24 protein-coding genes and 1 tRNA gene are annotated in these 22,931 nt (G+C 72.2%); 14 read left to right on the plus strand and 11 right to left on the minus strand.

The features are described from left to right. Positions 1-52 precede the first annotated feature (52 nt). Both ACZ5D2_RS02070 and ACZ5D2_RS02075 read right to left on the minus strand, forming a co-directional pair. Positions 53-850: an SURF1 family protein gene (locus tag ACZ5D2_RS02070; RefSeq protein WP_371677827.1), complete on the minus strand. Its 798-nt coding sequence runs from the start codon at positions 848-850 to the stop codon at positions 53-55. A gap of 99 nt (positions 851-949) precedes the next feature. Further along, positions 950-2,776, minus strand: coding sequence for a S9 family peptidase (locus ACZ5D2_RS02075; RefSeq protein WP_468926576.1), 1,827 nt, complete (start codon positions 2,774-2,776; stop codon positions 950-952). 119 nt (positions 2,777-2,895) lie between these two features. Here ACZ5D2_RS02075 and ACZ5D2_RS02080 point away from each other — a divergent pair, with 119 nt between their 5' ends. Genes ACZ5D2_RS02080 through ACZ5D2_RS02090 form a run of 3 tightly spaced genes read left to right on the plus strand, consistent with a single transcriptional unit; the run spans position 2,896 to position 5,023 of the window. After that, positions 2,896-3,063 (plus strand): hypothetical protein, encoded by a 168-nt coding sequence (locus ACZ5D2_RS02080; protein WP_158740609.1) that lies wholly within the window; start codon positions 2,896-2,898, stop codon positions 3,061-3,063. Between the two features lie 58 nt (positions 3,064-3,121). Beyond that, positions 3,122-4,420, plus strand: coding sequence for a cytosine deaminase (codA, locus tag ACZ5D2_RS02085; protein WP_371677829.1), 1,299 nt, complete (start codon positions 3,122-3,124; stop codon positions 4,418-4,420). A gap of 9 nt (positions 4,421-4,429) precedes the next feature. Continuing rightward, on the plus strand, positions 4,430-5,023 hold the full coding sequence (locus ACZ5D2_RS02090; protein ID WP_371677830.1) for an HD domain-containing protein: 594 nt from the start codon (positions 4,430-4,432) through the stop codon (positions 5,021-5,023). 224 nt (positions 5,024-5,247) lie between these two features. On the opposite strand, the gene ACZ5D2_RS02095 is transcribed toward ACZ5D2_RS02090, so the two are convergent. Next, positions 5,248-5,784 (minus strand): potassium channel family protein, encoded by a 537-nt coding sequence (locus ACZ5D2_RS02095; protein ID WP_371677831.1) that lies wholly within the window; start codon positions 5,782-5,784, stop codon positions 5,248-5,250. 170 nt (positions 5,785-5,954) lie between these two features. Here ACZ5D2_RS02095 and ACZ5D2_RS02100 point away from each other — a divergent pair, with 170 nt between their 5' ends. Beyond that, entirely contained in the window at positions 5,955-6,482 is a 528-nt protein-coding gene (locus ACZ5D2_RS02100) for a hypothetical protein (protein ID WP_371677832.1), read from the plus strand. Positions 6,483-6,553: 71 nt separating this feature from the next. Here ACZ5D2_RS02100 and ACZ5D2_RS02105 read toward each other — a convergent pair whose 3' ends face one another. The 3 genes from ACZ5D2_RS02105 to ACZ5D2_RS02115 form a co-directional block, all read right to left on the minus strand. Continuing rightward, on the minus strand, positions 6,554-6,997 hold the full coding sequence (locus tag ACZ5D2_RS02105) for a luciferase domain-containing protein (RefSeq protein ID WP_371677833.1): 444 nt from the start codon (positions 6,995-6,997) through the stop codon (positions 6,554-6,556). A 362-nt stretch (positions 6,998-7,359) separates the two neighbouring features. Continuing rightward, positions 7,360-7,433, minus strand: a tRNA-Pro gene (locus tag ACZ5D2_RS02110). A 111-nt stretch (positions 7,434-7,544) separates the two neighbouring features. Beyond that, on the minus strand, positions 7,545-8,483 hold the full coding sequence (locus ACZ5D2_RS02115; protein ID WP_468926583.1) for a metallophosphoesterase: 939 nt from the start codon (positions 8,481-8,483) through the stop codon (positions 7,545-7,547). Between the two features lie 67 nt (positions 8,484-8,550). On the opposite strand from ACZ5D2_RS02115, the gene ACZ5D2_RS02120 reads away from it, so the two are divergent. Further along, positions 8,551-9,012, plus strand: coding sequence for a GatB/YqeY domain-containing protein (locus ACZ5D2_RS02120; protein WP_371677863.1), 462 nt, complete (start codon positions 8,551-8,553; stop codon positions 9,010-9,012). A 106-nt stretch (positions 9,013-9,118) separates the two neighbouring features. Here ACZ5D2_RS02120 and ACZ5D2_RS02125 read toward each other — a convergent pair whose 3' ends face one another. Next, complete coding sequence (locus ACZ5D2_RS02125) at positions 9,119-11,482, minus strand: transglycosylase domain-containing protein (protein WP_371677864.1); 2,364 nt, start codon at positions 11,480-11,482, stop codon at positions 9,119-9,121. Between the two features lie 397 nt (positions 11,483-11,879). Between ACZ5D2_RS02125 and ACZ5D2_RS02130 the strand changes: the two genes are divergently transcribed. After that, positions 11,880-12,230 (plus strand): WhiB family transcriptional regulator, encoded by a 351-nt coding sequence (locus ACZ5D2_RS02130; RefSeq protein ID WP_030228569.1) that lies wholly within the window; start codon positions 11,880-11,882, stop codon positions 12,228-12,230. Positions 12,231-12,258: 28 nt separating this feature from the next. On the opposite strand, the gene bagB is transcribed toward ACZ5D2_RS02130, so the two are convergent. Together bagB and bagA are read right to left on the minus strand one after the other, a co-directional pair. Further along, positions 12,259-13,575, minus strand: coding sequence for an ATPase BagB (gene bagB, locus ACZ5D2_RS02135; RefSeq protein ID WP_371677865.1), 1,317 nt, complete (start codon positions 13,573-13,575; stop codon positions 12,259-12,261). Next, positions 13,568-14,557: an ATPase BagA gene (gene bagA / locus ACZ5D2_RS02140; protein WP_468926589.1), complete on the minus strand. Its 990-nt coding sequence runs from the start codon at positions 14,555-14,557 to the stop codon at positions 13,568-13,570. Before bagA ends, bagB begins: the two co-directional genes overlap by 8 nt. A 46-nt stretch (positions 14,558-14,603) precedes the next feature. Here bagA and ACZ5D2_RS02145 point away from each other — a divergent pair, with 46 nt between their 5' ends. From ACZ5D2_RS02145 to ACZ5D2_RS02165, 5 genes are all read left to right on the plus strand, one after another. Beyond that, the gene (locus ACZ5D2_RS02145) at positions 14,604-14,765 is read left to right on the plus strand and encodes a DUF4177 domain-containing protein (protein WP_007264966.1); all 162 of its coding nucleotides are present in this window, start codon (positions 14,604-14,606) and stop codon (positions 14,763-14,765) included. Beyond that, positions 14,762-15,235, plus strand: coding sequence for a RidA family protein (locus tag ACZ5D2_RS02150; protein WP_371677867.1), 474 nt, complete (start codon positions 14,762-14,764; stop codon positions 15,233-15,235). The genes ACZ5D2_RS02145 and ACZ5D2_RS02150 overlap by 4 nt, the downstream gene beginning before the upstream one ends. Before the next feature lie 477 nt (positions 15,236-15,712). After that, a complete protein-coding gene (locus ACZ5D2_RS02155) occupies positions 15,713-16,615 on the plus strand; it encodes an NUDIX hydrolase (protein ID WP_371677868.1) in 903 nt (300 codons plus the stop codon). Beyond that, positions 16,612-17,457 (plus strand): MBL fold metallo-hydrolase, encoded by an 846-nt coding sequence (locus ACZ5D2_RS02160; protein WP_371677869.1) that lies wholly within the window; start codon positions 16,612-16,614, stop codon positions 17,455-17,457. The genes ACZ5D2_RS02155 and ACZ5D2_RS02160 overlap by 4 nt, the downstream gene beginning before the upstream one ends. Then, complete coding sequence (locus tag ACZ5D2_RS02165) at positions 17,454-17,753, plus strand: hypothetical protein (RefSeq protein WP_371677870.1); 300 nt, start codon at positions 17,454-17,456, stop codon at positions 17,751-17,753. The genes ACZ5D2_RS02160 and ACZ5D2_RS02165 overlap by 4 nt, the downstream gene beginning before the upstream one ends. 16 nt (positions 17,754-17,769) lie before the next feature. Here the strand turns inward: ACZ5D2_RS02165 and ACZ5D2_RS02170 are convergent, their stop codons facing one another. Both ACZ5D2_RS02170 and ACZ5D2_RS02175 read right to left on the minus strand, forming a co-directional pair. Beyond that, a complete protein-coding gene (locus tag ACZ5D2_RS02170; RefSeq protein ID WP_371677871.1) occupies positions 17,770-18,573 on the minus strand; it encodes a nucleotidyltransferase domain-containing protein in 804 nt (267 codons plus the stop codon). A gap of 139 nt (positions 18,574-18,712) precedes the next feature. Beyond that, complete coding sequence (locus tag ACZ5D2_RS02175) at positions 18,713-19,387, minus strand: Crp/Fnr family transcriptional regulator (RefSeq protein ID WP_003981529.1); 675 nt, start codon at positions 19,385-19,387, stop codon at positions 18,713-18,715. A gap of 407 nt (positions 19,388-19,794) precedes the next feature. Here ACZ5D2_RS02175 and nth point away from each other — a divergent pair, with 407 nt between their 5' ends. The 3 genes from nth (at position 19,795) to ACZ5D2_RS02190 (ending at position 22,693) form a co-directional block, all read left to right on the plus strand. After that, entirely contained in the window at positions 19,795-20,604 is an 810-nt protein-coding gene (gene nth / locus ACZ5D2_RS02180; RefSeq protein ID WP_468926699.1) for an endonuclease III, read from the plus strand. A gap of 156 nt (positions 20,605-20,760) precedes the next feature. Continuing rightward, a complete protein-coding gene (locus ACZ5D2_RS02185) occupies positions 20,761-21,477 on the plus strand; it encodes an NUDIX hydrolase (protein WP_371677872.1) in 717 nt (238 codons plus the stop codon). 13 nt (positions 21,478-21,490) lie between these two features. Continuing rightward, complete coding sequence (locus ACZ5D2_RS02190; RefSeq protein WP_266841735.1) at positions 21,491-22,693, plus strand: MarP family serine protease; 1,203 nt, start codon at positions 21,491-21,493, stop codon at positions 22,691-22,693. Positions 22,694-22,931: the final 238 nt, after the last annotated feature.

Raw genomic sequence — 22,931 nt, forward strand, 5'->3', positions numbered from 1 at the left:
GCCGGGCCCGTTGCGCGGTCCCGGAGCCCGGTCCCGGACCCCGGTCCCGGGCTCAGGCCTGGGCTTCGGCCCGCGCGCCCGCGGGAGCGGGGTCCGGTGCCGGGAGCAGTCCCGCCTCGGCGTCGCGCAGGGTCTCGACTTCGCGCCGGTAGAGCCGGAACCACATGAAGAGCACGAATCCGGCGAAGACGAACCACTCGCCGGTGTAGCCGAGGTTCTGGAAGGCCTTCATGTCGAGGCCGGTGTTGACCGGTGCCTTCGCCGGCACCGGAAGCATTCCGTCGGCCGGGGTCTGCACCGTCAGCCAGGCGTCGTAGAGCGGGTCCTGCACCAGGTTGACCAGCGTGGCCGACCCGATCACCCCGATCTGTCCGGACGGCAGCCCGCCCTGCGCGTGCACGCCCTTGGTCTGGGAGTTCTCCGAGGACTGCAGGGCACCCGTGACCTCGGTCCGCCCGGCCGGCGGTGCCGGAGCCTTCGCCGGGTCCGGCGTCCCGGGCAGCCAGCCGCGGACCACGGGGACGGTCTTGCCGCCTTCGGTCCGCAGCAGGGTCAGGACGTAGAAGCCCGTCTTGCCGTCGAGCTCCCGGTCCGGGACCAGCAGCTGCCGCCCGTACTCACCGGCCGCCGAAGCGAGCCGTCCGGAGGTCTTCGTGTCGACCGGGAGCAGCGAGTCCAGCGGTGCGGCCGCCTGGTCGGCGGGCCGCTCCGCGTTCGCCTCGCGGTGGCTGCCGACGCGGTCCTCGAACCGGCCGAGCTGCCAGGTCCCCATGAACAGGCAGAAGGGGATGGCGAGCGCGACGAAGACGTTGATCCCCCACCAGCGCGGGGTCAGGAGAAACCGGTGCACCCCACCACCGTACGGGGGCCGTGCCCGGAGCCCGCCTCCGGGGCTCGGCGGGCTCCGGGCACACCACGGGAGCAACGGCGGCCGCCGAGCCCCGCGGCATCACCTCGGCAGGTGCTTCAGCGCGAACTCCAGGTCCATCCGGACCTGCTTGATCCGCTCCTCCACGACCAGCGAGCCGTGTCCCGCGTCGTAGCGGTAGACCTCGTGGACGGCGCCGCGTGCCGCGAGCCGGTCCACGTAGTTGTCGATCTGCCGGATCGGACAGCGCGGGTCGTTGACACCCGCCGCGATGTGGACGGGCGCCTTGACCGCGTCCACGTACGTCAGCGGTGAGGAGGCCTCGAACCGCTCCGGGACCTCCTCCGGGGTGCCGCCGAAAAGGGTGCGGTCCAGGGCCTTCAGCGCCTCCATCTCGTCGTGGTACGCCGTCACGTAGTCCGCCACCGGTACGGCGGCCAGCCCGACCGCCCAGTCGTCGGGCCGGGTGCCGATGCCGAGCAGGGTCAGGTACCCGCCCCAGGAGCCGCCCGACAGGACGAGGCGCGCGGGGTCCGCGAGGCCGGAGGCCACGGCCCACTCCCGGACGGCGGAGACGTCCTCCAGCTCGATCAGGCCGACCCGGTGCTTGAGGGCATCGGTCCACTCGCGCCCGTAGCCGGTCGATCCCCGGTAGTTGACCCGGACCACCGCGAAGCCGTGGTCGAGCCAGGCCGCCGGAGTGGCGAGGAAGGAGTCGCTGTCGTGCCAGGTCGGGCCGCCGTGGATCTCGAAGATCGTGGGGAAGGGGCCCTCGCCGTGGCCCACCGGGCGCTGGGCGAGCGCGTGGATCCGCCCGCCGGGGCCGTCCACCCACACGTCCTCGACGGGCACCGAGCCCGGCGGACGGAAGCCGGGCGGGTCGAGTACGACGCCGCCCGCGGTGGACCGTACGGAGGCCGGCTCGGCCGCCGAGGACCACTGGTACTCCACGGTCCCGTCGGGGCGGGCGGTCGCGCCGCTGACCGACCCCGGGGGCGTGTCGACCCGTACGAGTTCCCGCGCGGCCAGGTCGTAGCGCCACAGTTCGCTGCGCGCCTCGAAGCTGTGCGCGACGAGCAGGGCGGACCCGTCCGGATACCACTCGGCGCTCACGTCGCCCGGCAGCTCGACCGCGAGGTCCTCCTGGGTGCCGGTGGCGACGTCCCACACCATCGGCTCCCAGCGGCCGCGACGCTGGTGGCCGACGAGCAGCCGGGTGTCCCCGGCGACCGGGGCGAAGCCGAGCACCTCCAGGCCGAGCTCCACGGTGCCGCCGCGCGAGTCGTCGAGCTCCGCGACGGTCGTCCCGTCGAGGGTGACCACGCGCAGCGTCGAGTGCATCGCGTCGCCGTGCTCGGTGTGCTCGATGGCGAGCAGGGTCCCGTCGTGGGACAGGTCGCCGACGCCGGCCGACTCGCGGTGGCGGTAGATGACGGCGGGGGCGCTGCCGTCGGGGCGCACCACGTGGATGGTGGAGCCGTCCTCGTCCGTGGACCGGCCGACGACCGCCGTGCCGTCGCGACCGATGGCGAGACCGGCCGGGTAGGAGGCCTCCAGGCCCGGGGTGGCGGGCTCGTCGGGGCCGCCCGCGAAGGGCTGGCGGACCCAGGTGCCGAACTCGTCGCCGTCGGTGTCGGAGAACCACCAGATCCACTCGCCGTCGGGGGAGAGGGTGCCGTCGGTGGTGCCGTTGGGGCGGTCGGTGGCCTGGCGCTGCGTGCCGGTGGCACGGTCCCAGGCGTAGAGCTCGTACGTCCCGGTGGCGTTCGAGACGAAGAGCGAGCGGTCCGGGGCGTCCTCCGCCCAGTCGGGGAGCCCGACGCGCGGCGCCCGGAAGCGCTTCTCCCAGTCGGGCATCTCGGGCGTCTCGGCGGCTGCGCCGGGGGTCAGATCGCTGTCGCTGGTCATGCCCTCCATTCTTGCCGCACCGGCGGGAGCGATGCGCCGGAGCGGTTCCGGGATGCCGACGGTGGCGAAGGGGAGCATCGTGGTGGGGGTACGCCCAAGGCAGCCGAGAGGTGTTGATCATGTCCAAGAAGGCTCGCACCGGTCACCACGAGCATCAGGACTCCGAGCGCGCGCTGGCGAAGAACACCGCGGCCGAGGCGCGTGCCAAGGCCGCCGTCCGGGACGTCCAGTCGGTCGCCGCCAAGACGAGGGGCATGCAGCAGAAGGCCCAGTCGAAGCGCGGCTGAGCACCGAGCGGGCCGTTGTTTCACGTGAAACAGAGCGCCGCGTGCGTACGCTGACCGCATGCGGATGATCGTGCGCGGTGCCCGGCTCCTCCACACCGATGGCCTGTCCGACGTCGAGGTCGGCGAGGACGGCCGCATCGCGCGGGTGATCCCGCACGACGACCAGAAGGAGCCGCCCGCGACGGGCGTGCTCGTAGATGCCCACGGAGGGCTGCTCACCGCCCCCTTCGTCGAACCCCACATCCACCTCGACACCGCCCTGACCGCCGGCCGGCCGCGCCCCAACGCCTCCGGCACCCTCTGGGAGGGCATCGCCTGCTGGAGCGAGCGCAAACGGACCCTCACCCGCGAGGACGTGATCACGCGTGCGACGCAGGTGCTGCGCTGGCAGGCCGCCCACGGCGTCCTCCACGTCCGGACCCACTGCGACGTCACCGACCCCTCCCTCACCGCGCTCGACGCGCTGCTGGAGGTCCGCGACCGGGTGCGGGACGTGATGACGCTCCAGATCGTGGCCTTCCCCCAGGAGGGCATCGTCTCCTTCCCCGACGGCGAGGCGCTGCTGCGCGAGGCCGTGGCGCGCGGGGCGGACGTCGTCGGGGCGATCCCGCACTTCGAGGACACCCGCGAGGACGGGGTCGCCTCGCTGCGGACCGCGTTCGCGCTGGCCGAGGAGCACGGACTGCGCGTCGACGCCCACTGCGACGAGATCGACGACGAGCAGTCCCGCTTCGTGGAGGTGCTGGCGACCCTGGCGCTGCGCTCGGGCCTCGCCGGGCGCGCGACCGCCTCGCACACGACGGCGATGGGCTCCTACAACGGCGCGTACAGCTACAAGCTCCAGCGGCTGCTGGCCCGTTCCGGCATCAACCTGGTCTCCAACCCCTTCGCCAACCTCAACCTCCAGGGCCGCTTCGACGGCTATCCACGCCGCCGCGGCCTCACCCAGGTCAAGGAGATGCTGGCCGCCGGGGTCAACGTGGCCTTCGGCCACGACGACGTGATGGACCCCTGGAACGCGCTCGGCACCGGAAACCCTCTCCAGACCGCCCTCGTCGGCCTCTACGCCGCCCAGCTCACCGGAGCCGACGAGATCCCGGCCGCCTTCTCGATGGTGACGGACCGTGCGGCCCGTGTGCTCGGCCTCGACGCCTCGGAGTACGGGATCACGGAGGGCGCCCCCGCCTCCTTCGTGCTCCTGCCCGCGCCCACACCCGAGGAGGCGATCCGCCGTCAGGTCCGGCCGCGCTACGTCGTATCGCGCGGCAGCGTCCTCGCCGAGACCCGGCCCGCGCCGACACGGCTGTCCTGGCCGGGGGAGGAGCCGTCCGAGGTGGACTTCATCCCGTCCGCCTAGGGTGCTCCCATGACGTGGACCCTTCACAACCTCGACTCCGACACGGCCCGTTCGGCCTTCGAAGCCGCCTCGGAGTACGCCGATCCGGCCCTGCTCAACCACTCCGTCCGTTCCTACGCCTTCGGCGCCGAGTACGCGCGCCGGCACGGGCTCGCCCACGACGCCGAACTCCTCTACGTCAGCGCCCTGCTGCACGACCTGGGCCTGACTCCGCCCTTCGACAGCCACACCCTCCCCTTCGAGGAGGCCGGCGGGCACGTGGCCCGGATCTTCACCGCGGGGCTGGGCTGGGCGCCGCAGCGGCGGGCCCGGGCGCAGGAGGTGATCGTGCTGCACATGCGCGACGACGTCACCGCCGCCGAGGACGTCGAGAGCCACCTCCTCCAGGTGGGCACGAGCGCGGACGTGTCGGGGCTGCGCGTCCCCGACTTCGACCCCGCCTTCCGGGACGGCCTGCTGGAGCACTACCCGCGCCTCGGCTTCGGCCCGGCCTTCCTGGCCCTGGTCGAGGACCAGGCCGTACGCAAGCCCGCCTGCGCGGCGGCCGCGTACGTGGCGGGCGGCGCGGCCCGGCGCATCGCCGCGAACCCGCTGGACGCGTAAGGGGCGGGTCGGTACGCGCCGGGTTCCTCAGCCGCCGGGCCGCGGGCCGCCCGGCAGCAGCTCGGTGGTGATCAGGGCGCCACGACCTGCTGCTGGGCATCGCCGCCGTGACCCCGCTGGTGATCATGGCGGGGTGACGGGCGCGCAGAGCGGCAGGGGCTTCAGGTGTCCGGGGGCCTTCAGCACGTCCGCCGGCCGGAGCGCCTCCGCGGGCCGCGCCGTGCTCACGGTTCATGCCGTCCCGGGTGACGGGTGAGCCCGATCCGCACCGCGCCGAAGAGCACCTTGGCGACGATGCCCACCACGACGAGGTCGGCCACCATCTGCAGGGTCGTCAGCACCCGGCCGGTGGGGGTCGTCGGCACGATGTCGCCGAAGCCGACGGTCGCGAACACCGTCACCGTGAAGTACAGGGCGGCGGTCCGGTCCAGGGGTTCCGAGAACGACTGCGGATTCCCGTCCGAGACCAGGACGTACGACGCCGAGAACAGCAGCAGGAACAGGGGCACGGCGGTGGCCAGCGCCTCGATCGCCCGCAGCCGCGGATACTCCGAACGGCTGATGGCGGAGGCCTGCCAGGCCACCAGGGCCCCGAACAGGACCAGCCCGCCCAGCAGGGCTCCGAAGGACAGATCGTCGAAGCCGTGGTCGAGCGGGGCCACGTAGTAGAGCGCGGTCAGCACGGTCGGCGAGGCGACGATGCACGCCAAGTGGCCCAGGATCTGCCGCTGCCGCCGTCGGGAGGAACCGTCGCCACTCATGGCCCTCCTCCCGTGCTCCGGCGGCCCGCCCCTCCGGCGGTGGCCCTCCAGCATTGCAACACCGCTCGCCCCCCGTCGCACCTCAGCCGCCGCCCCACCGGGGAGAATCGGCCCCGGCAGCGTCATCGGTGACGCCCCGCCAGCTCCACCGGCAACGAAGGACTCGACCCATGAACGACGCGGACCGGGGCCGCAGCGGCCGTACTCCCATCGAGGACACGCGCTTCGGCGTGATCACCGTCCGCCAGGAAGGACAGGACCGCGTCGAAGTCCGGGGCGAGGGCGTCCCACGCGTGGTCCTGCGGCGGGCCCCCGGCGCGGAAGCGGACCCGCGGATCGCCATAGGCACCCGCGACCCCGAGCACCTGACGATGACGGTCGACGGACGTGCAGCCGTGCTGAGGCCGGCCAAGGGCGCGCTGAGCAGGCGTTCCTACCGGGTGGACGTGGAGTTCGAGGGAGTGGGCTACCGCATGGTCCCCGATTCGGTACCCGGCAGCCGGCTGACTCGCGACGGCCTGCACCTCGGCGACTTCTCCTCCGACGGAGACGAACTGGTCCTCGCGGAATGGCGGGACACCGCCGAGGTCCGCCCCGTGGACGCCTCGATCGGCTACGCCCTGGCCTCGGCGTTCGGGACCGGGGGTCAGCCCATGTGGATGATGATCGTCGAGGGTGTCGCGGAGGCACTCCCGTAGCACCGCTCGGGAGAGGGCCTGATCCGCCATCCGGATCAGGCCCTTGACCTGGTCCTACGTCCCGGCCGGGGTCACTTCGCGCCCATCGCGTACCGGTAGGACGCCTGGACGATCTGCCAGACGGTCTCCAACTCCGCCGCGGTCCTGGGCCCGTAGACGAGCGTCACGTCCTGGACGGGGTGGTGTACGCCCCAGCCCGCGGCGATGACGTCGGCCTCGGTCTCCGGCGGGAGCGTGACGTGGAGCGAGCCGTCGTGGTGGGGATGGATGTGGCCCCACTCCCGGCCCCCCTGGAAGGCTTCGGCGGGGCCCGTGCCGATGCCCTCGGGCAGGAACAGCGCACGGGCGTGCGGGACCGAGACGAGCGTGGGGGCCATGTAGACGTACGGCAGCGCGCGCATCCGTTCCCACAGCTCCTCCTGCAGCATGATCGGGGAGATCTGGGAGCCCTGGCCGTGCGGGGCCGGACCGAAGACGCGCGGAGCCACGCCTTCGCGGGGAGTCAGGGTCAGCATGAAGGTGTCCTTTCGGGCCGGTGACCCGGCCGCAGGGTGAACGGTCGACGGAGCTGCAGCATGCGGGCTCCCGGCGTTCGCCTTGGTGGAGAGCCGGTCGAGGACGCGGCGCAGCCCGTCGGCGGCGGCCTCACTGGCAGGGCGCGATTCGGAGGAGGCCCCGGGCGAGGGGTGATCGCACTGCGCCGCGAGCCATGGTCGACCGGCCGTGAGGAGGCCTCCGCGGAGGCCGAGCCGCTCCACGAGAAGGCCGGCCGCCCTTTCGCGGCGGATCCCCCGGGTGTCTTCCGAACGATCACCCGGAAACGCAGGAAGGGCCCGATCCGCGATGCGGATCAAGCCCTTGACCTGGTCTTACGAAGTCGGGGTGGCGGGATTTGAACCCACGACCTCTTCGTCCCGAACGAAGCGCGCTGCCAAGCTGCGCTACACCCCGATGTCCACCTTGCAGGCTTGCTGCCTGGCGACATCGATTACTTTAGCGGACCCTCGCCCGGAGACGAAATCCGGTTTTCGCGGGGCCTCGGCAGGAGGGGAGGAGCGGACCCTAGGCCTTGGGCGTGAGGGTCAGGAGCGTGGCCTCCGGCGGGCAGGCGAAGCGGACCGGAGTGAAGCGGTTCGTGCCGCAGCCGGCCGAGACGTGCAGGTAGGACCGGTGGCCGCCGGCCTCGTACGTCGACAGTCCCTTCACCCGCTTGGTGTCGAGGTCGCAGTTGGTGACCAGCGCCCCGTAGAAGGGGATGCACAGCTGCCCGCCGTGGGTGTGCCCGGCGAGGATCAGCGGGTAGCGGTCGGCGGTGAAGGCCTCCAGGACCCGGAGGTAGGGGGCGTGCACCACGGCCAGCGAGAAGTCCGCGTCCGCCTCGGGGCCGCCCGCGACCCGCTCGTAGCGGTCCCGCTTGATGTGGGGGTCGTCCAGCCCGGTGAAGGCCAGCTCCAGGCCGTTCAGCTTCATGCGGGCCCGGGTGTTGGTCAGGTTCAGCCAGCCGGCGGAGTCGAAGGCGTCCCGCATGTCCTCCCACGGGTTGTGGACGGCTCCGACGACCGGCTTGTTGCCGTTCAGCCCGTGCCGGCCCTGCGCCTTCTCGATCAGGTAGCGGCCGGGATTGCGCAGCCGCGGCCCGTAGTAGTCGTTCGACCCGAAGACGTACGCGCCGGGGAACTCCATCAGCGGACCCAGCGCGTCCAGGACCTCCGGCACGCCCTCCGTGTCGGAGAGGTTGTCGCCGGTGTTGACGACGAAGTCGGGGCGCAGCCCCGCCAGGGACTGGAGCCAGGCGCGCTTCTTGCGCTGCCCGCCGACCATGTGGATGTCCGACACCTGGAGTACGCGCAGCGGCCGCATCCCCGCCGGAAGCACCGGCACCGTGACCCGCCGCAAGCGGAACGACCGGGCCTCGAATCCGGCGGCATAGGCCACTCCGGCGGCCCCCACCGCCGCGATTCCGGCCGTGACCTTCAGGGGGACTTCGTAACGCGCGCGCATGCCCCCATCGTCGCAGACAGCGAAAACCCGTGGGCGCCACCGTCCCCGCACCTGGCAGACTCAGTGCATGACCACGCTCAAGGCCAAGCTCCAGGAAGACCTCACCACCGCGATCAAGGCGCGCGACGAACTCGCTTCGTCCACCCTGCGCCTGACCCTCTCCGCCATCACCAAGGAGGAGGTCGCGGGCAAGGAAGCGCGCGTGCTCTCCGACGAGGAAGTCCTCAAGGTGATCGCCAAGGAGGCGAAGAAGCGCCGCGAGGCCGCGGAGGCCTTCGCCCAGGGCGGCCGCGACGAGCAGGCCGCGCGGGAGACCGCCGAGGGCGAGTTCCTCGACGGCTACCTGCCCAAGCAGCTCAGCGACGACGAGCTCGTCGCGATCGTCGCGCAGGCGGTGGAGGAGGCCAAGGCGGCGGGTGCCGAGGGTCCGCGGGCCATGGGCGCCGTCATGAAGATCGTGAACCCGAAGGTGGCCGGTCTGGCCGAGGGCGGCCGCGTCGCCGCGGTCGTCAAGCAGCAGCTCTCGTAGCGGCGCACCGGGCCGGGAGCAGCAGAACCGGACCGGGAGTACACGAAGAAGGGTAGGGCCCCGGCGGAACCGTCCGCCGGGGCCCTCCCCTTCTTCGCTTCTCCCGCTACTGCGGCTCAGGGCCGCCGATCAGGCCGGCCGCGCCCGCCGCGGTGCCGCCGGTGACGGGGTCGGTCGCGCCGCCTCCCGTGGCGCCGCCGAAGAGGCCTCCGGTGGGTCCGGCCGCCGTCGCGCCGCCGGGGCGGTTGTCCCCCGGCTTGTTGTCGCCGCCGGGCTTGCCCGGCTTCCCGGGCTTGTGCGGGATGGTCGGCTGGGTCGGGTTGTTCCGGCCGCCGTTGTTGCCGCCCGTGCCGTTGTTGCCGCCGGTGCCGCCGCCACCGCCCGGAACCGAGGGCTCCGGGATGTTGACCGTGACGAATCCGGGGGCCTCGCGGCCGGACAGCGAGCCGGAGACCGCGTCCTTCCAGATCGGGCCGGGCAGGCCACCGCCGAAGACCTTCGGGTAGTACTGACCGCCGATGGTGATGTCCTCCATCGTGATCTTCTTCGCGCCGCCCGAACCAACCCACACGGCGCCGGACAGGTTCGGCGTGTAGCCGACGAACCAGGCGTTGTAGCGGTTGTCCGTGGTACCGGTCTTGCCGGCGTTGTCGCGGTCGGTCAGGCCGGCCCGCTCACCCGTACCGGAGTCGACCACTCCGCGCAGCAGTGTGTTGATCGTGTCGGCGGTGTCCTGGGACATCGCCCGGTCGCACTTGGTCTTCGGCACCGCGAGGGCCTTGCCGTGGGCGTCGGTGATCGACTCCAGCGCGATCGGGGTGCAGTAGACGCCCCGGTTGGCGAAGGTGGCGTAGGCGTTGGCCATCGTCAGCGGGGACATCTCGGCGGAGCCGAGCGCGATGGACGGCTCCTCGGGCAGCTTCACGCCGCTGGCCGGGACCACGCCGAGCTTCTGCGTCATCTCCGTGACCGGGCACAGCCCGATCTCCGAGATCATCTGCACGAAGTACGTGTTGATGGACTTCTCCATCGCCGTCTTCAGTGCGTACGGACCCTGCTCATCCGCGGTCTCGTTCTCCGCCGTCTGCAGCTTGCCGTTGGCGAGCGGCAGGTTCTGCCAGTTCGACCCGTCGCACCGGGACACCGGGCTCGGGTACTCCATCTTGTTCGGCGCCGAGTACACCTTCGTCGGCTCCATGCCGCGCTCTATGGCGGCGGCGGCGATGAACGGCTTGAACGTGGAGCCGACCTGGAAGCCGAAGTTGGAGCCACCCATCCGCTTGTCCACGGAGTAGTTGATCTGCGTCTCGTTCTTCCCGAAGCCGTACGGCTTCGACTGCCCCATCGCCAGCACCCGTCCGGTGCCCGGCTGGACCATGGTCACGGCCGTCGCGATCGAGTCGTCCTCGTGGACGTGGTCCTTGATCGAGGCGTTGGCGGCGTCCTGCGACTGCGGGTCCAGCGTCGTACGGACCGTCAGACCGCCCTGGTTCCAGATCTTCGCGCGCTCCTCCCGGGTCTTGCCGAAGACCGGGTCCGACAGGAAGGTGCTGCGCACGTAGTCGCAGAAGAAGCCCGCGCCCTTGACCGCGGTGATGCAGCCGTTCTTCGGCCGGGTCACCTTCAGGGTCACCGGCTTCTTCTTCGCCTCGTCCGCCTCCGCCTGCGAGATGTCCCTCATGTCGGCCATCCGCTGGAGGACGGTGTTGCGGCGCTTCATCGCCTCCTGCGTGTCGTTCACCGGGTCGAACCGGCTCGGCGACTGGACGACGCCCGCGAGCAGCGCCGACTCCTCCAGGGTCAGGTCCTTGGCCGGCTTGCTGAAGTAGCGCTGCGCCGCGGACTCGATCCCGTACGCCTGCTGGCCGAAGTACGTGATGTTGAGGTAGTTCTCGAGGATCTTCTTCTTCCCGAGCTCCTCCTCGACCTGGATCGAGTACTTCAGCTCGCGGATCTTGCGTCCGAGGCTCTTCTCCTGGGCCTCGCGGACCTTCGACTCGTCGTCACCCGCCTCCTCGACGAAGACGTTCTTGACGTACTGCTGCGTGAGCGTGGAGGCGCCCTGCGCGGCGCCGCCCTCCTGGGCGTTCCGGTTCACGGCGCGCAGGATGCCCTTGAGGTCGACCGCGCCGTGCTCGTAGAAACGCGAGTCCTCGATCGCGACGATCGCCTTCTGCATGTACGGCGAGATGGCCGTGAGCGGGACCACCTGCCGGTCCCGTGAATAGACGGTGGCGATCAGGCCACCTTCCGCGTCCAGAATCGTGGTGCGCTGGCTCAGCGGAGGGGTCTTCAGATTGGCCGGGATCTCGTCGAAACCCTCGACGGTCCCCTTGGCCGCGAGTCCCAGCGCGCCTGCGCCCGGAATCGCGATGCCGGCGAGTACGACTCCGGAGAGAACGGACACCCCGAGGAACTTGGCGGCCTGCTGTGGCCCCGTGAGCCCGCCGCCCGAGCGCTTCTTTCCCATGGAGGGCAGCCTACGTTCTCATTCGCCGGACACACGCGAATGCCTTGGCCTAAGCTGACCCCAACTGTCACAGGAGTGCGGTGCCACATCAACCCCCCGGCTTGATTTTCACCCTTCCCGAATGGGGTGGACGCATGTCCGAATCCCGCCCTTCCCGCTGACGGCCCTGCACCGGCACTTTCCCGATTTCACCCGAATCGCCGGAATGGTCGGGCATGTCGCCGGATCACTCCGTCGGGTGATCTGCCGCTTACCCATAGTCCGTTCGGACCATTCAAGATTGGGCCCGTCGGGGGTGTTGCACTGTGCCCACCTTCCGTAACGTCCTCAACTGGCAGCGGTGAATATGCCGCTACCGCCGTGGGGGAGCCTCGATTCGGGAGAGGACGGCGCCGGGATGGGCTGGGTTACCGACTGGAGTGCGCAGGCAGCCTGCCGCACTACCGATCCGGATGAACTGTTCGTTCAAGGAGCGGCACAGAACAGGGCCAAGGCGGTGTGCACCGGATGTCCGGTGCGGACCGAATGCCTGGCCGACGCGCTCGACAATCGTGTCGAGTTCGGAGTGTGGGGCGGAATGACCGAGCGGGAACGACGTGCCTTGTTGCGCAGGCGTCCCACCGTCACCTCGTGGCGACGGTTGCTCGAAACCGCCCGCACGGAGTACGAGCGCAGTACGGGCATCCTGACCGTGGATGTCGACGCGGAGATCGACGTGTCGTACGAGACGTACGCGGCAGCCGGGTAACCACCCGGGCGCCACGTCGTACGAACGCCTATGCTCCGGCCGGAACACCGGCCGCGAGTCGCTCTCCGATGGCCCGCAGCCCGGCGAGGTCGTGTACATCGCCGGGCAGGGCGGCCACTTGGGCCACCGCCACTTCGGGGTGCAGTGAAGTGAAACGGTCGCGGGTGCGCTGTTCGCGCGCGATCACCTGCATGCGTTCGGCGTGCAGGCGCAACAATCCTGCCGTGATCTCGTCCACCTCGGTGACGACGCGCGCGGCGTCCGTGTGGTGTGCGTCGGGTGCTTCCGGGTCTCCGGAGGTCTGCGGTGCGTCGTCCACGCCGGGGGAGCCGTCGTCGGCGGCGTCACGAAGTCCAGCTTTCCCGGACTCCTGATCGACAATGCCGCCTTCTTCAAGATTCTCTGCGGCGGCCAGGGCCCGCTCGGCGGACAGCTGCGCGGCATCGCTGCCGTGCACCCGGTTCAGCACCAGGCCGGCCAGCGGCATCCGCTCCGCTGCCAGCCGTTCGACGAAGTACGCGGCCTCGCGCAGGGCGTCCGGCTCGGGGGCGGCGACCACGAGGAAGGCCGTGCCGGGAGCCTGGAGCAGCCGGAAGGTCGCGTCCGCGCGGGTGCGGAACCCGCCGAACATCGTGTCCATCGCGGCCACGAAGGTCTGCACGTCCTTCAGCAGCGAGGCGCCCATCAGCTTGCTCAGCGTGCCGGTCATCATCGACATGCCGACGTTCAGGAACTTCATGCCGGCCCGCCCGCCGACCTTCGCCGGAGCCATCAGCACCCGGATGAACTTCCCGTCCAGGAAGGACCCGAGCCGCTTCGGCGCGTCGAGGAAGTCCAGCGCGGACCGGCTCGGCGGGGTGTCCACCACGATCAGGTCCCAGTCGTCCTTGGACCGCAGCTGCCCCAGCTTCTCCATCGCCATGTACTCCTGCGTGCCCGCGAAACCGGCCGACAGGGACTGGTAGAAGGGGTTCGCGAGGATGGCCCGCGCCCGCTCGGCGTCCGCGTGCGATTCGACGATCTCGTCGAAGGTCCGCTTCATGTCCAGCATCATGGCGTGCAGTTCGCCGCCCCCGCCGGACACGCCCACCACCTTGCGCGGGGTGTTGTCCAGCGAATCGATGCCCATCGACTGGGCCAGCCGGCGCGCCGGATCGATGGTCAGCACGACCACCTTCCGCCCGCGTTCGGCCGCCCGGACGCCGAGCGCCGCGGCCGTCGTGGTCTTGCCGACCCCGCCGGCCCCGCAGCACACGATGATCCGGGTCTTCGGATCGTCCAGCAGCGCGTCGACCGCCAGTCGCGCGGGAGTGTCCAGGCCCACGGTGTTCCCACCCTCACTCATCGGCGTCCGCCTGCTTGCGGAGCTCGGTCGCCAGCTCGTACAGCCCGGCCAGCTCCATCCCCGAGCCGAGCAGGGGAAGTTCGTACGTCGGCACGTCCAGCCCCGCCAGCACCTGGCGTTGCTCCCGCTCCAGCTCCACCCGGCTCGCGTGCTCCGCGGCCTGCGCCAGCAGCGGCTCCACCAGCCGCTCGGCCAGCCCGCCCCGCCGCGCGCCCCCGAGCCCGGCCCGGGACAGGGCCCGGGCGATGTCGGCCCGGTGGCCCTCGGCGGCCTCGCGCAGGGTCCCCTCGTCCAAATGGTGCGGGCGCACCATGTTGACGAAGACCCGGCCCACCGGAAGCCCCGCCTCCAGGAGTTCCGCGATTCCGTCCGCGGTCTCCTGGACGGGCATCTCCTCCAGCAGGGTCACCAGGTGCACCGCCGTGTCGGGTGACTTGAGCACCTTCATCACGGCCTGCGCCTGGTTGTGGATGGGCCCGAACCGGGCCAGCCCCGCCACCTCGTCGTTGACGTTCAGGAAGCGGGTGATCCGCCCGGTGGGCGGCGCGTCCATGATCACGTGGTCGTAGACGAACCGTCCCGCCTTGTCCTTGCGCCGGACCGCCTCGCACGCCTTGCCGGTCAGCAGGACGTCCCGCAGACCGGGCGCGATCGTCGTGGCGAAGTCGATCGCCCCGAGCTTCTTCAGGGCCCGGCCGGCGGAGCCGAGCTTGTAGAACATCTGGAGGTAGTCCAGCAGCGCCCGTTCCGCGTCGATGGCGAGCGCGTACACCTCACCCCCGCCCCCGCCGGGCGCGACGGCGATCTTCCGCTCCTCGTAGGGGAGCGCCTCCGTGCCGAAAAGCTGTGCGATGCCCTGCCTGCCCTCGACCTCCACGAGAAGAGTCCGCTTGCCCTCGCGTGCGAGGGCGAGCGCGAGTGCCGCGGCGACCGTGGTCTTGCCGGTGCCGCCCTTGCCGCTGACCACCTGGAGCCTGCTCACAGCGTCCGAGCCTAACCACTCCCGCCCAGGCATTACGCTCGGGCCCATGACCAAGAAGTTCGAATACGCGACGGTGCCCCTGCTGGTGCACGCCACCAAGCAGATCCTCGACACCTGGGGCGAGGACGGCTGGGAGCTCGTCCAGGTCGTGCCCGGCCCGAACAACCCCGAGCAGCTCGTGGCCTACCTCAAGCGGGAGAAGGCATGAGCGGCGTCGTCGAGGCGAGGATCGCCGAGCTCGGCCTGACCCTTCCCGAGGTCGTTCCGCCGCTGGCCACCTACCAGCCGGCCGTACGGTCGGGTGCCTACGTGTACACCGCCGGCCAGCTCCCGATGGTGCAGGGCAAGCTGTCGCTGACCGGCAAGGTCGGCGCGGAGGTCTCCGCGGAGCAGGCCAAGGAGCTGGCCGCGACCTGCGCGCTGAACGCGCTGGCCGCCGTGAAGTCCGTGGTCGGTGACCTCGACAAGATCGCCCGTGTCGTCAAGGTCGTCGGCTTCGTCGCCTCGGCCCCCGACTTCACGGCCCAGCCGGGCGTGCTGAACGGCGCGAGCGAGCTGCTGGGCGAGATCCTCGGGGAGAAGGGCGTCCACGCGCGCAGCGCGGTCGGCGTCGCCGTCCTCCCGCTGGACGCCCCGGTCGAGATCGAGATCCAGGTCGAGCTGACCGCTTCGGCCTGACGCGCCGCTCCCTCCGGGACGCGTCGCCCGCACCGCTCGGCCCCGAGGGGCCTCTCCGGCTCCGCGCCGCCCCACCGGACCCCGTCCGGCACGGCCGGTGCGGGGCCGGTGGTGCTTCCGGCCGCGGCGGGCCGCCCGGCCCGTGAGGTGGCGCCGTCCGGCACTGCGGGGAGCGGCCGGGCCGTGGGGCGTCGCCGTCCGTCCCGGTCCGCCCGCGGGCCGGGCCGCCACCGGGAGGGCGCGGTCGGGGCCGCGTGCCAGGAGGCCCGGAGCGCCGCCTCCGGGGCCCGTCAGCCCCTCCGGGGGCCCGAGACGGGAACGGCGGCGGGGCGGCCCTGTGCCGGGCCTGCGAGGCGATCCGGTGTGGGGCCCGTGCGGCGGCCCTGTGCCGGGCGAGTACGGCGATCCCGTGCCGGGCCCGCGCGATGCGGCCGGGTGGGCCTCGAACATCGGGCCGGATGGCCGTAGCATCCGGCCATGCCGAATGGTCAGCACGGTCCGTCGTCCAGCCAGCCCGCCGGAGGCCAGTGGTACCCCCCGGAGTGGCCCGACCGCATCCGCGCGCTCGCGGACGGCGCGCTCACCCCGGTCGCGCCCAAACGCGCCGCCACGGTGATGCTGCTCCGCGACACCCCCGCCGGCCCGGCCGTGCACATGCTGCGCCGCCGCGCCTCCATGGCCTTCGCCGGGGGCGCCTACGCCTACCCCGGCGGCGGGGTCGACCCGCGTGACGAGGACCGCCGCATCGGCTGGGCCGGACCCGGCCTGGACGCCTGGGCGGAACGCCTCGGCACCGACGCCGCCACCGCCCAGGCCATCGTGTGCGGGGCCGTCCGTGAGACCTTCGAGGAGGCCGGCGTCCTGCTCGCCGGGGAGACGCCCGGCACCGTCGTCGGCGACACCACCGGTGACGACTGGGAGGCCGACCGCGAGGCCCTCGTGGCGCGCGAGCTGTCCTTCGCCGAGTTCCTGGACCGGCGCGGCCTGCTGCTGCGCTCCGACCTGCTCGGGGCGTGGGCCCGGTGGATCACCCCGGAGTTCGAGCCCCGCCGCTACGACACGTGGTTCTTCGTCGCGGCCCTCCCGGAGGGCCAGCGCACCCGCAACGCCTCCACCGAGGCCGACCGGACCGTCTGGATCCGCCCTTCCGAGGCCGCCGCCCGCTACGACGGGGGCGAGCTGCTGATGATGCCGCCCACCATCTCCACCCTGCGCTCCCTGGAGCCCCACGCCAGCGCCGCCGACGCGCTGACGGCGGCCGCCGCGCAGGACCTGACGCCCGTACTGGCACAGGCCGCCCTCGTGGACGGTGAGCTGGTGCTCAGCTGGCCGGGGCACGACGAGTTCACCAAGCGCGTCCGCCCGGGAGGCACCGCATGACCGACGCCGCCGTACTCCCCGGCCAGCCCCGCGGAATGGTCTCCTCCGGGCCGGCGACCGTCCGTGCCGTCAACGTCCTGGCGCCCAACGCCTCCGCGATGACCCTGGACGGCACCAACACCTGGCTGGTCTCCGAGCCGGACTCCGAGCTGGCCGTCGTCATCGACCCCGGCCCGCTGGACGAAGCCCACCTGCGGGCCGTCATCGCCACCGCCGAGCAGGCCGGCAAGCGCGTCGCGCTGACCCTCCTGACCCACGGCCACCCCGACCACGCCGAGGGGGCCGGCCGCTTCGCGGAGCTGACCGGGACGAAGGTCCGCGCCCTCGACCCCGCGCTGAGGCTCGGCGACGAGGGCCTGGCCGCCGGCGACGTGATCCGTACCGGTGGCCTGGAGCTGCGCGTCGTGGCGACCCCCGGCCACACCTCCGACTCGCTCTGCTTCCACCTGCCCGCCGACCGTGCCGTCATCACCGGTGACACCATCCTGGGCCGCGGTACGACCGTGGTCGCGCACCCCGACGGCCGTCTGGGGGACTATCTCGACTCCTTGCGCCGCCTGCGCTCCCTCACCGTCGACGACGGGGTGACCACGGTGCTCCCGGGGCACGGGCCGGTCCTGGAGGACGCCCAGGGCGCCGTCGAGTACTACCTGGCGCACCGCGCCCACCGGCTCGCGCAGGTCGAGACGGCCGTGGAGAACGGCTTCGTCACCCCCGAGGCGGTCGTCGCGCAGGTTTACGCCGACGTGGACCGCTCCCTGTGGCCCGCGGCCACGTGGTCCGTACAGGCACAGCTGGAGTACCTTCGTGATCACGGACTGATCCCGGGGGGACCTGAATGAACACCCTGTACGTACTGCTCGCGCTGCTCGCCGCGGCCGGCTGGATCACCTCGACGGTGACCCTGCGCATGCGTGCCCTGGCGGACAGGGCGGACCGGCTGGAGCGCCGCCTGGGCCTGGTGCTGGACCACCTGGGCATCGAGGAGCCGGAGCCGGCCGGGATGGACGAGGTGCGGGCGCTGGTGCGCGACGGCCGCGACGTCTCGGCGATCAAGCGGTACCGCGAGATCACCGGCGCCGGTCTGGCGGAGGCGAAGCGGGCCGTCGACGCCCTGGCCCCGGCGCGGAGCGCCTGACTCGCTCCGCCGCGGCCTACGGGCGCGGCGCCTTCGTACCGTGCCGGGCCGTGTACTCGTCGGCGAGCCACGGCCCGAGGTCCTCGACGTACCGGCGCACCACGGCGGGGTCCTCGACCGGGGCCAGCGCCACGACGGCCGCCGCCCGCATCTGGTCGGCCCGCTGCGGGTAGTACCGGGCGAAGACCTCCGCGGACTCGGTGAGGTCGCTGGTCCAGCCGCCCCAGCGGGGCATGACCAGGGTGAACCCGGTGCGCACGAGGTGCCGGGCGAAGGCCCGGCTCAGCCGGCGGTAGTCGGACGGTTCCGAGGCCGCCTCGACGCGTTCGCGCCAGCGGGGCAGTACGCGGGCCAGGTCGCCGTTGGTCTCCCGGGCCAGGACGCCGTCCGGCCGGTACCGGGGCAGGTGCTCGGCCAGGTCGTCCCCGAGCAGCGGCGTGCACAGGCAGGCCAGGAACCAGCCCAGGTCGTAACGTTCCTGCTCGCTCAGCAGCCGGTCCTTGCCGTACAGCAGGACGCCGACCCCGTCGATCTCCGGGAAGTCCTGGTCGAGGCCCTGGCCCAGCACCTCCGCGATGTCGCGGTCGTCGTGGGCGGGCTCGTCGTGCAGGGCGATCAGCAGGTCGAGGTCGGAGCGGCCGGGGCGGGCGGTGCCGCGCGGCACCGACCCGTAGAGGTAGGCGCTGTGGAGCCGGCTCCCGTAGGCCTCGGCGATCCGGCCGCGCGCCGCGGCGACGAGGCCGGCGAACGAGGGCTGGATCCGCCCCAGGGACCCCTCCCGCTCGAAGTACCCGTACGCGTCCAGACCCCTGTGTTCCATGATCCCCACTGTGCCCCTTCCCGGGGCGGCCGCGAAGCCGTTTTCCGGGGCGCGCCGGACGCGCGGAGGGGCCCCGCCCGGCTTCCGGACAGGACCCCTCCACGACCGCGCCGGGGCGCGGCGGCCGACGTCGTTGACGTCAGCGCGAGCGCTTGGCGAGCCGCTCCACGTCCAGCAGGATCACGGCGCGCGCTTCCAGGCGCAGCCAGCCGCGGCCCGCGAAGTCGGCCAGGGCCTTGTTCACGGTCTCGCGGGAGGCGCCGACGAGCTGGGCGAGCTCCTCCTGCGTCAGGTCGTGCACGACGTGGATGCCCTCCTCCGACTGCACGCCGAAGCGGCGCGACAGGTCGAGGAGCGCCCGGGCCACACGGCCCGGAACGTCGGAGAAGACCAGGTCGGACATCTGGTCGTTGGTCTTGCGCAGGCGCCGGGCGACGGCGCGCAGCAGCGCGGTCGCGACCTCGGGCCGGGCGTTCAGCCACGGCTGCAGGTCACCGTGGCCGAGGCCGAGGAGCTTGACCTCGGTCAGCGCGGTGGCGGTGGCGGTGCGCGGGCCCGGGTCGAAGAGCGACAGCTCGCCGATCAGCTCGCCGGGGCCGAGGACGGCCAGCATGTTCTCGCGACCGTCGGGGGAGGTGCGGTGGAGCTTCACCTTGCCCTCGGTCACGACGTAGAGCCGGTCGCCGGGGTCGCCCTCGTGGAACAGGGCGTCACCGCGTGCGAGCGTCACCTCGCCCATGGAGGCGCGGAGCTCCGCGGCCTGCTCGTCATCGAGCGCCGCGAAGAGCGGGGCGCGCCGCAGAACGTCGTCCACGAGTCTCTCTCCTATGTCGACCAGCTCAGGGGACCGGTCTCCCATTTTGCCGGACGGCTCAAACAGTGCGATCAATCACTACCAAGGATGCCGGACGGACGCCCGTGCTGTGTGGTGAGCGACCGATCGGGGTGGTGTTACCTGAGGTCCGGGCGGGTGTCGGCACCCGGCCTTAGGCTGGCCGGGTGTCCAATAAGCCGGTGAGAGCACAGGCCAAGGGGTCCGCAGGAGTGACGGCGACCCAAAATTCAGCCGTGGGCGAACAAGCCCCCGGGGAGGTGCCCGGCGGGTCCCGGCCCGCCCCCCAGGGCAAAGCTTCGGCCAAGAAACGGCCGGGCGCGGCGGCGCGCGCGACCGCGGACAAGAGCGCGTCGGGGACCGTGAACGGGGCCCCGGCGGCCTCCCGGGTGCCCGCCCCCGCCCGGAGCGCCGGGAAGGGCAGGGCCGAATCCCGCCTGGCGATGGTCCGGCGGGCCCGCCGCATCAACCGGGAACTGGCCGACGTGTACCCGTACGCCCATCCGGAGCTGGATTTCCGCAATCCCTTCGAGCTCCTGGTCGCCACCGTCCTGTCCGCGCAGACCACCGACCTCCGCGTGAACCAGACGACCCCCGCCCTCTTCGCGGCCTACCCGACCCCCGAGGACATGGCCGAGGCCGTGCCGGAGGAACTGGAGGAGCTGATCAGGCCGACCGGGTTCTTCCGGATGAAGGCCAAGTCCCTCCTCGGCCTGTCGCAGGCCCTGCGCGACCGCTTCGGCGGCGAGGTCCCCGGCCGGCTCGAAGACCTGGTCACCCTGCCCGGAGTGGGCCGCAAAACGGCGAACGTGGTCCTCGGCAACGTCTTCGGGGTCCCCGGGATCACCGTCGACACCCACTTCGGACGCCTCGCCCGCCGCTTCAAGTGGACCGAGCAGGAGGACCCAGAGAAGGTCGAGGCGGAGATCTGCGCGATCTTCCCCAAGAGCGAGTGGACGATGCTCTCGCACCGCGTGGTCTTCCACGGCCGCCGCATCTGCCACGCCCGCAACCCCGCCTGCGGCGCCTGCCCCATCGCGCCGCTCTGCCCGGCCTACGGGGAGGGCGAGACGGACCCGGAGAAGGCGAAGAAGCTGCTGAAGTACGAGAAGGGCGGCTACCCGGGCCAGCGCCTGTCCCCGCCCCCGGACTACCCGGGCCTCCCCGCCTCCCCGCTGGGAGCCCGTACGGAGCCCTGAGCGCGACCTGGGGCGTACGGCCGGACGTGGCCCGGGCCCACCGGCGGGGGCGTGCGCCGGGACGGCCGCACGCCCCCGCCGGAACGAATCGGTACCCGGACCGCGTTCAGCGGTGTGGGAGAGGGTGTTCACGGAAGAACACGGACAGGGGTGCCTATGACGCGCGGTACACAGGACGAGACCACGGCCACCACCCGCGAGGGCGACGGCCTGGTCCTCAGCACCGAGGGGCTGCCCGCCTGGCTCGACCCGGTCGTGGCGGCGGCCCGCACCGTCCGGCCGCGCCAGCTCAGCCGCTTCCTGCCCCCCGAGGACGGCGGGGGCCGCCAGTCCGCCGTGCTGATCCTCTTCGGCGAGGGTCCGCGCGGCCCGGAGCTGCTGCTCCAGGAGCGCGCCGGCACCCTGCGCTCGCACGCCGGCCAGCCCTCCTTCCCCGGCGGAGCCCTCGACCCTGGGGACGGCGATCCGCACACCACCGGACCGCTGCGCGCCGCACTGCGCGAGGCCGAGGAGGAGACCGGTCTCGACCCGGCCGGCGTCCAGCTCTTCGGGGTGCTGCCCCGGCTCTACATCCCGGTCAGCGAGTTCGTCGTGACCCCGGTGCTCGGCTGGTGGCGCGAACCCTCCCCGGTCGGCCCGGTGGACCCCGCGGAGACGGCCCGGGTCTTCACGGTGCCCGTGGCGGATCTCACGGATCCCGCCCACCGGGTGACCGTGGTCCACCCCAGAGGCCACCAGGGGCCCGCCTTCACCGTCGAATCGGCCCTGGTCTGGGGGTTCACGGCCGGGGTGATCGACCGCATCCTGCACTTCGCGGGCTGGGAGCGCCCGTGGGACCGCTCACGTCAGGTCCCACTCGACTGGCACGCATGAGACGGTGACCCTCGTGAACGTGCTGGACATCCTGTTGCTGGTCGCCGCCGTGTGGTTCGCGATCGTGGGCTACCGCCAGGGGTTCGTCGTCGGCATCCTGTCGGTGATCGGCTTCCTCGGCGGTGGTCTCGTCGCCGTGTCCCTGCTGCCCCTGATCTGGGACCGGGTGACCGACAACGGCACCCAGGTGACCACCACCGTCGTCGTGATCGCCGTCGTCGTGATCATCATCTGCGCCTCGATCGGCCAGGCCCTGACCACCCATCTGGGCAGCCGCCTGCGACGCCACATCACCTGGTCGCCCGCCCGCGCGCTCGACGCGACCGGCGGGGCCCTGGTGAACGTCGTCGCGATGCTGCTGGTGGCATGGCTGATCGGTTCCGCACTCGCCGGGACCTCGCTGCCCACGCTCGGCAAGGAGGTCCGCAACTCCAAGGTGCTCCTCGGCGTGTCGCGCGTGCTCCCCGCGCAGGCCAACACCTGGTTCTCGGACTTCAGTTCCACCCTCGCCCGCAACGGCTTCCCCCAGGTCTTCAGCCCGTTCTCCAACGAGCCGATCACCGAGGTGAAGGCGCCCGACCCGGCCCTCGCCCGCAGCGGCGTGGCCGAACAGGCGAAGCTCTCCATCGTGAAGGTCGTCGGTACGGCGCCCAGTTGCAGCAAGGTCCTGGAGGGCACCGGCTTCGTCTTCGCGCCGGGCAAGGTGATGACCAACGCCCACGTCGTCGGCGGTGTCATGGAGCCCACCGTGCAGGTCGGCGGCGAGGGCAAGCTCTACGACGGCAAGGTCGTGCTCTACGACTGGGAGCGCGACATCGCCGTCCTGGACGTGCCCAAGCTGCGCGCCCCGGCCCTGGAGTTCACCGAGAAGGACGCCACGAGCAGCAGCGACGCGATCGTGGCCGGCTTCCCGGAGAACGGCGCCTACGACGTCCGAGCGGCCCGGGTCCGCGGCCGGATCAACGCCAACGGCCCGGACATCTACCACCGGGGCACCGTCCGCCGCGACGTCTACTCGCTCTACGCGACCGTCCGCCAGGGCAACTCCGGCGGCCCGCTGCTGACGCCCGAGGGCCGGGTGTACGGGGTCGTCTTCGCCAAGTCGCTCGACGACCCGAACACCGGTTACGCCCTGACGGCGGACGAGATCCGGGACGACATCCGCCTCGGCAAGACCTCCAGCCGCCGCGTCGACACCCAGGGCTGCGCCCTCTGACGCCCTCCCCGGGCCCCTGCCGGGGCCCGGGGAGGTGTGTCCTACATGCGTGGATGGCGCAGCCGCGCCGAGACCCAGCGGGCGCGGCGGCGCAGGATGCGTGGGATCCCCAGCCGGGGGTCGTGACCGTCCCGGCCAGCCCTGTCGTGCGTGCCCGGCGCTGTGGCCGAGCGGCGTTCGCGTGCGGTGTCACCGTGGTCGTGCGTCCAGCCCATACAACGAGCTGTGCCCGGGGCCC

The sequence above is a fragment of the Streptomyces sp. NPDC031479 genome, from assembly GCF_055581065.1.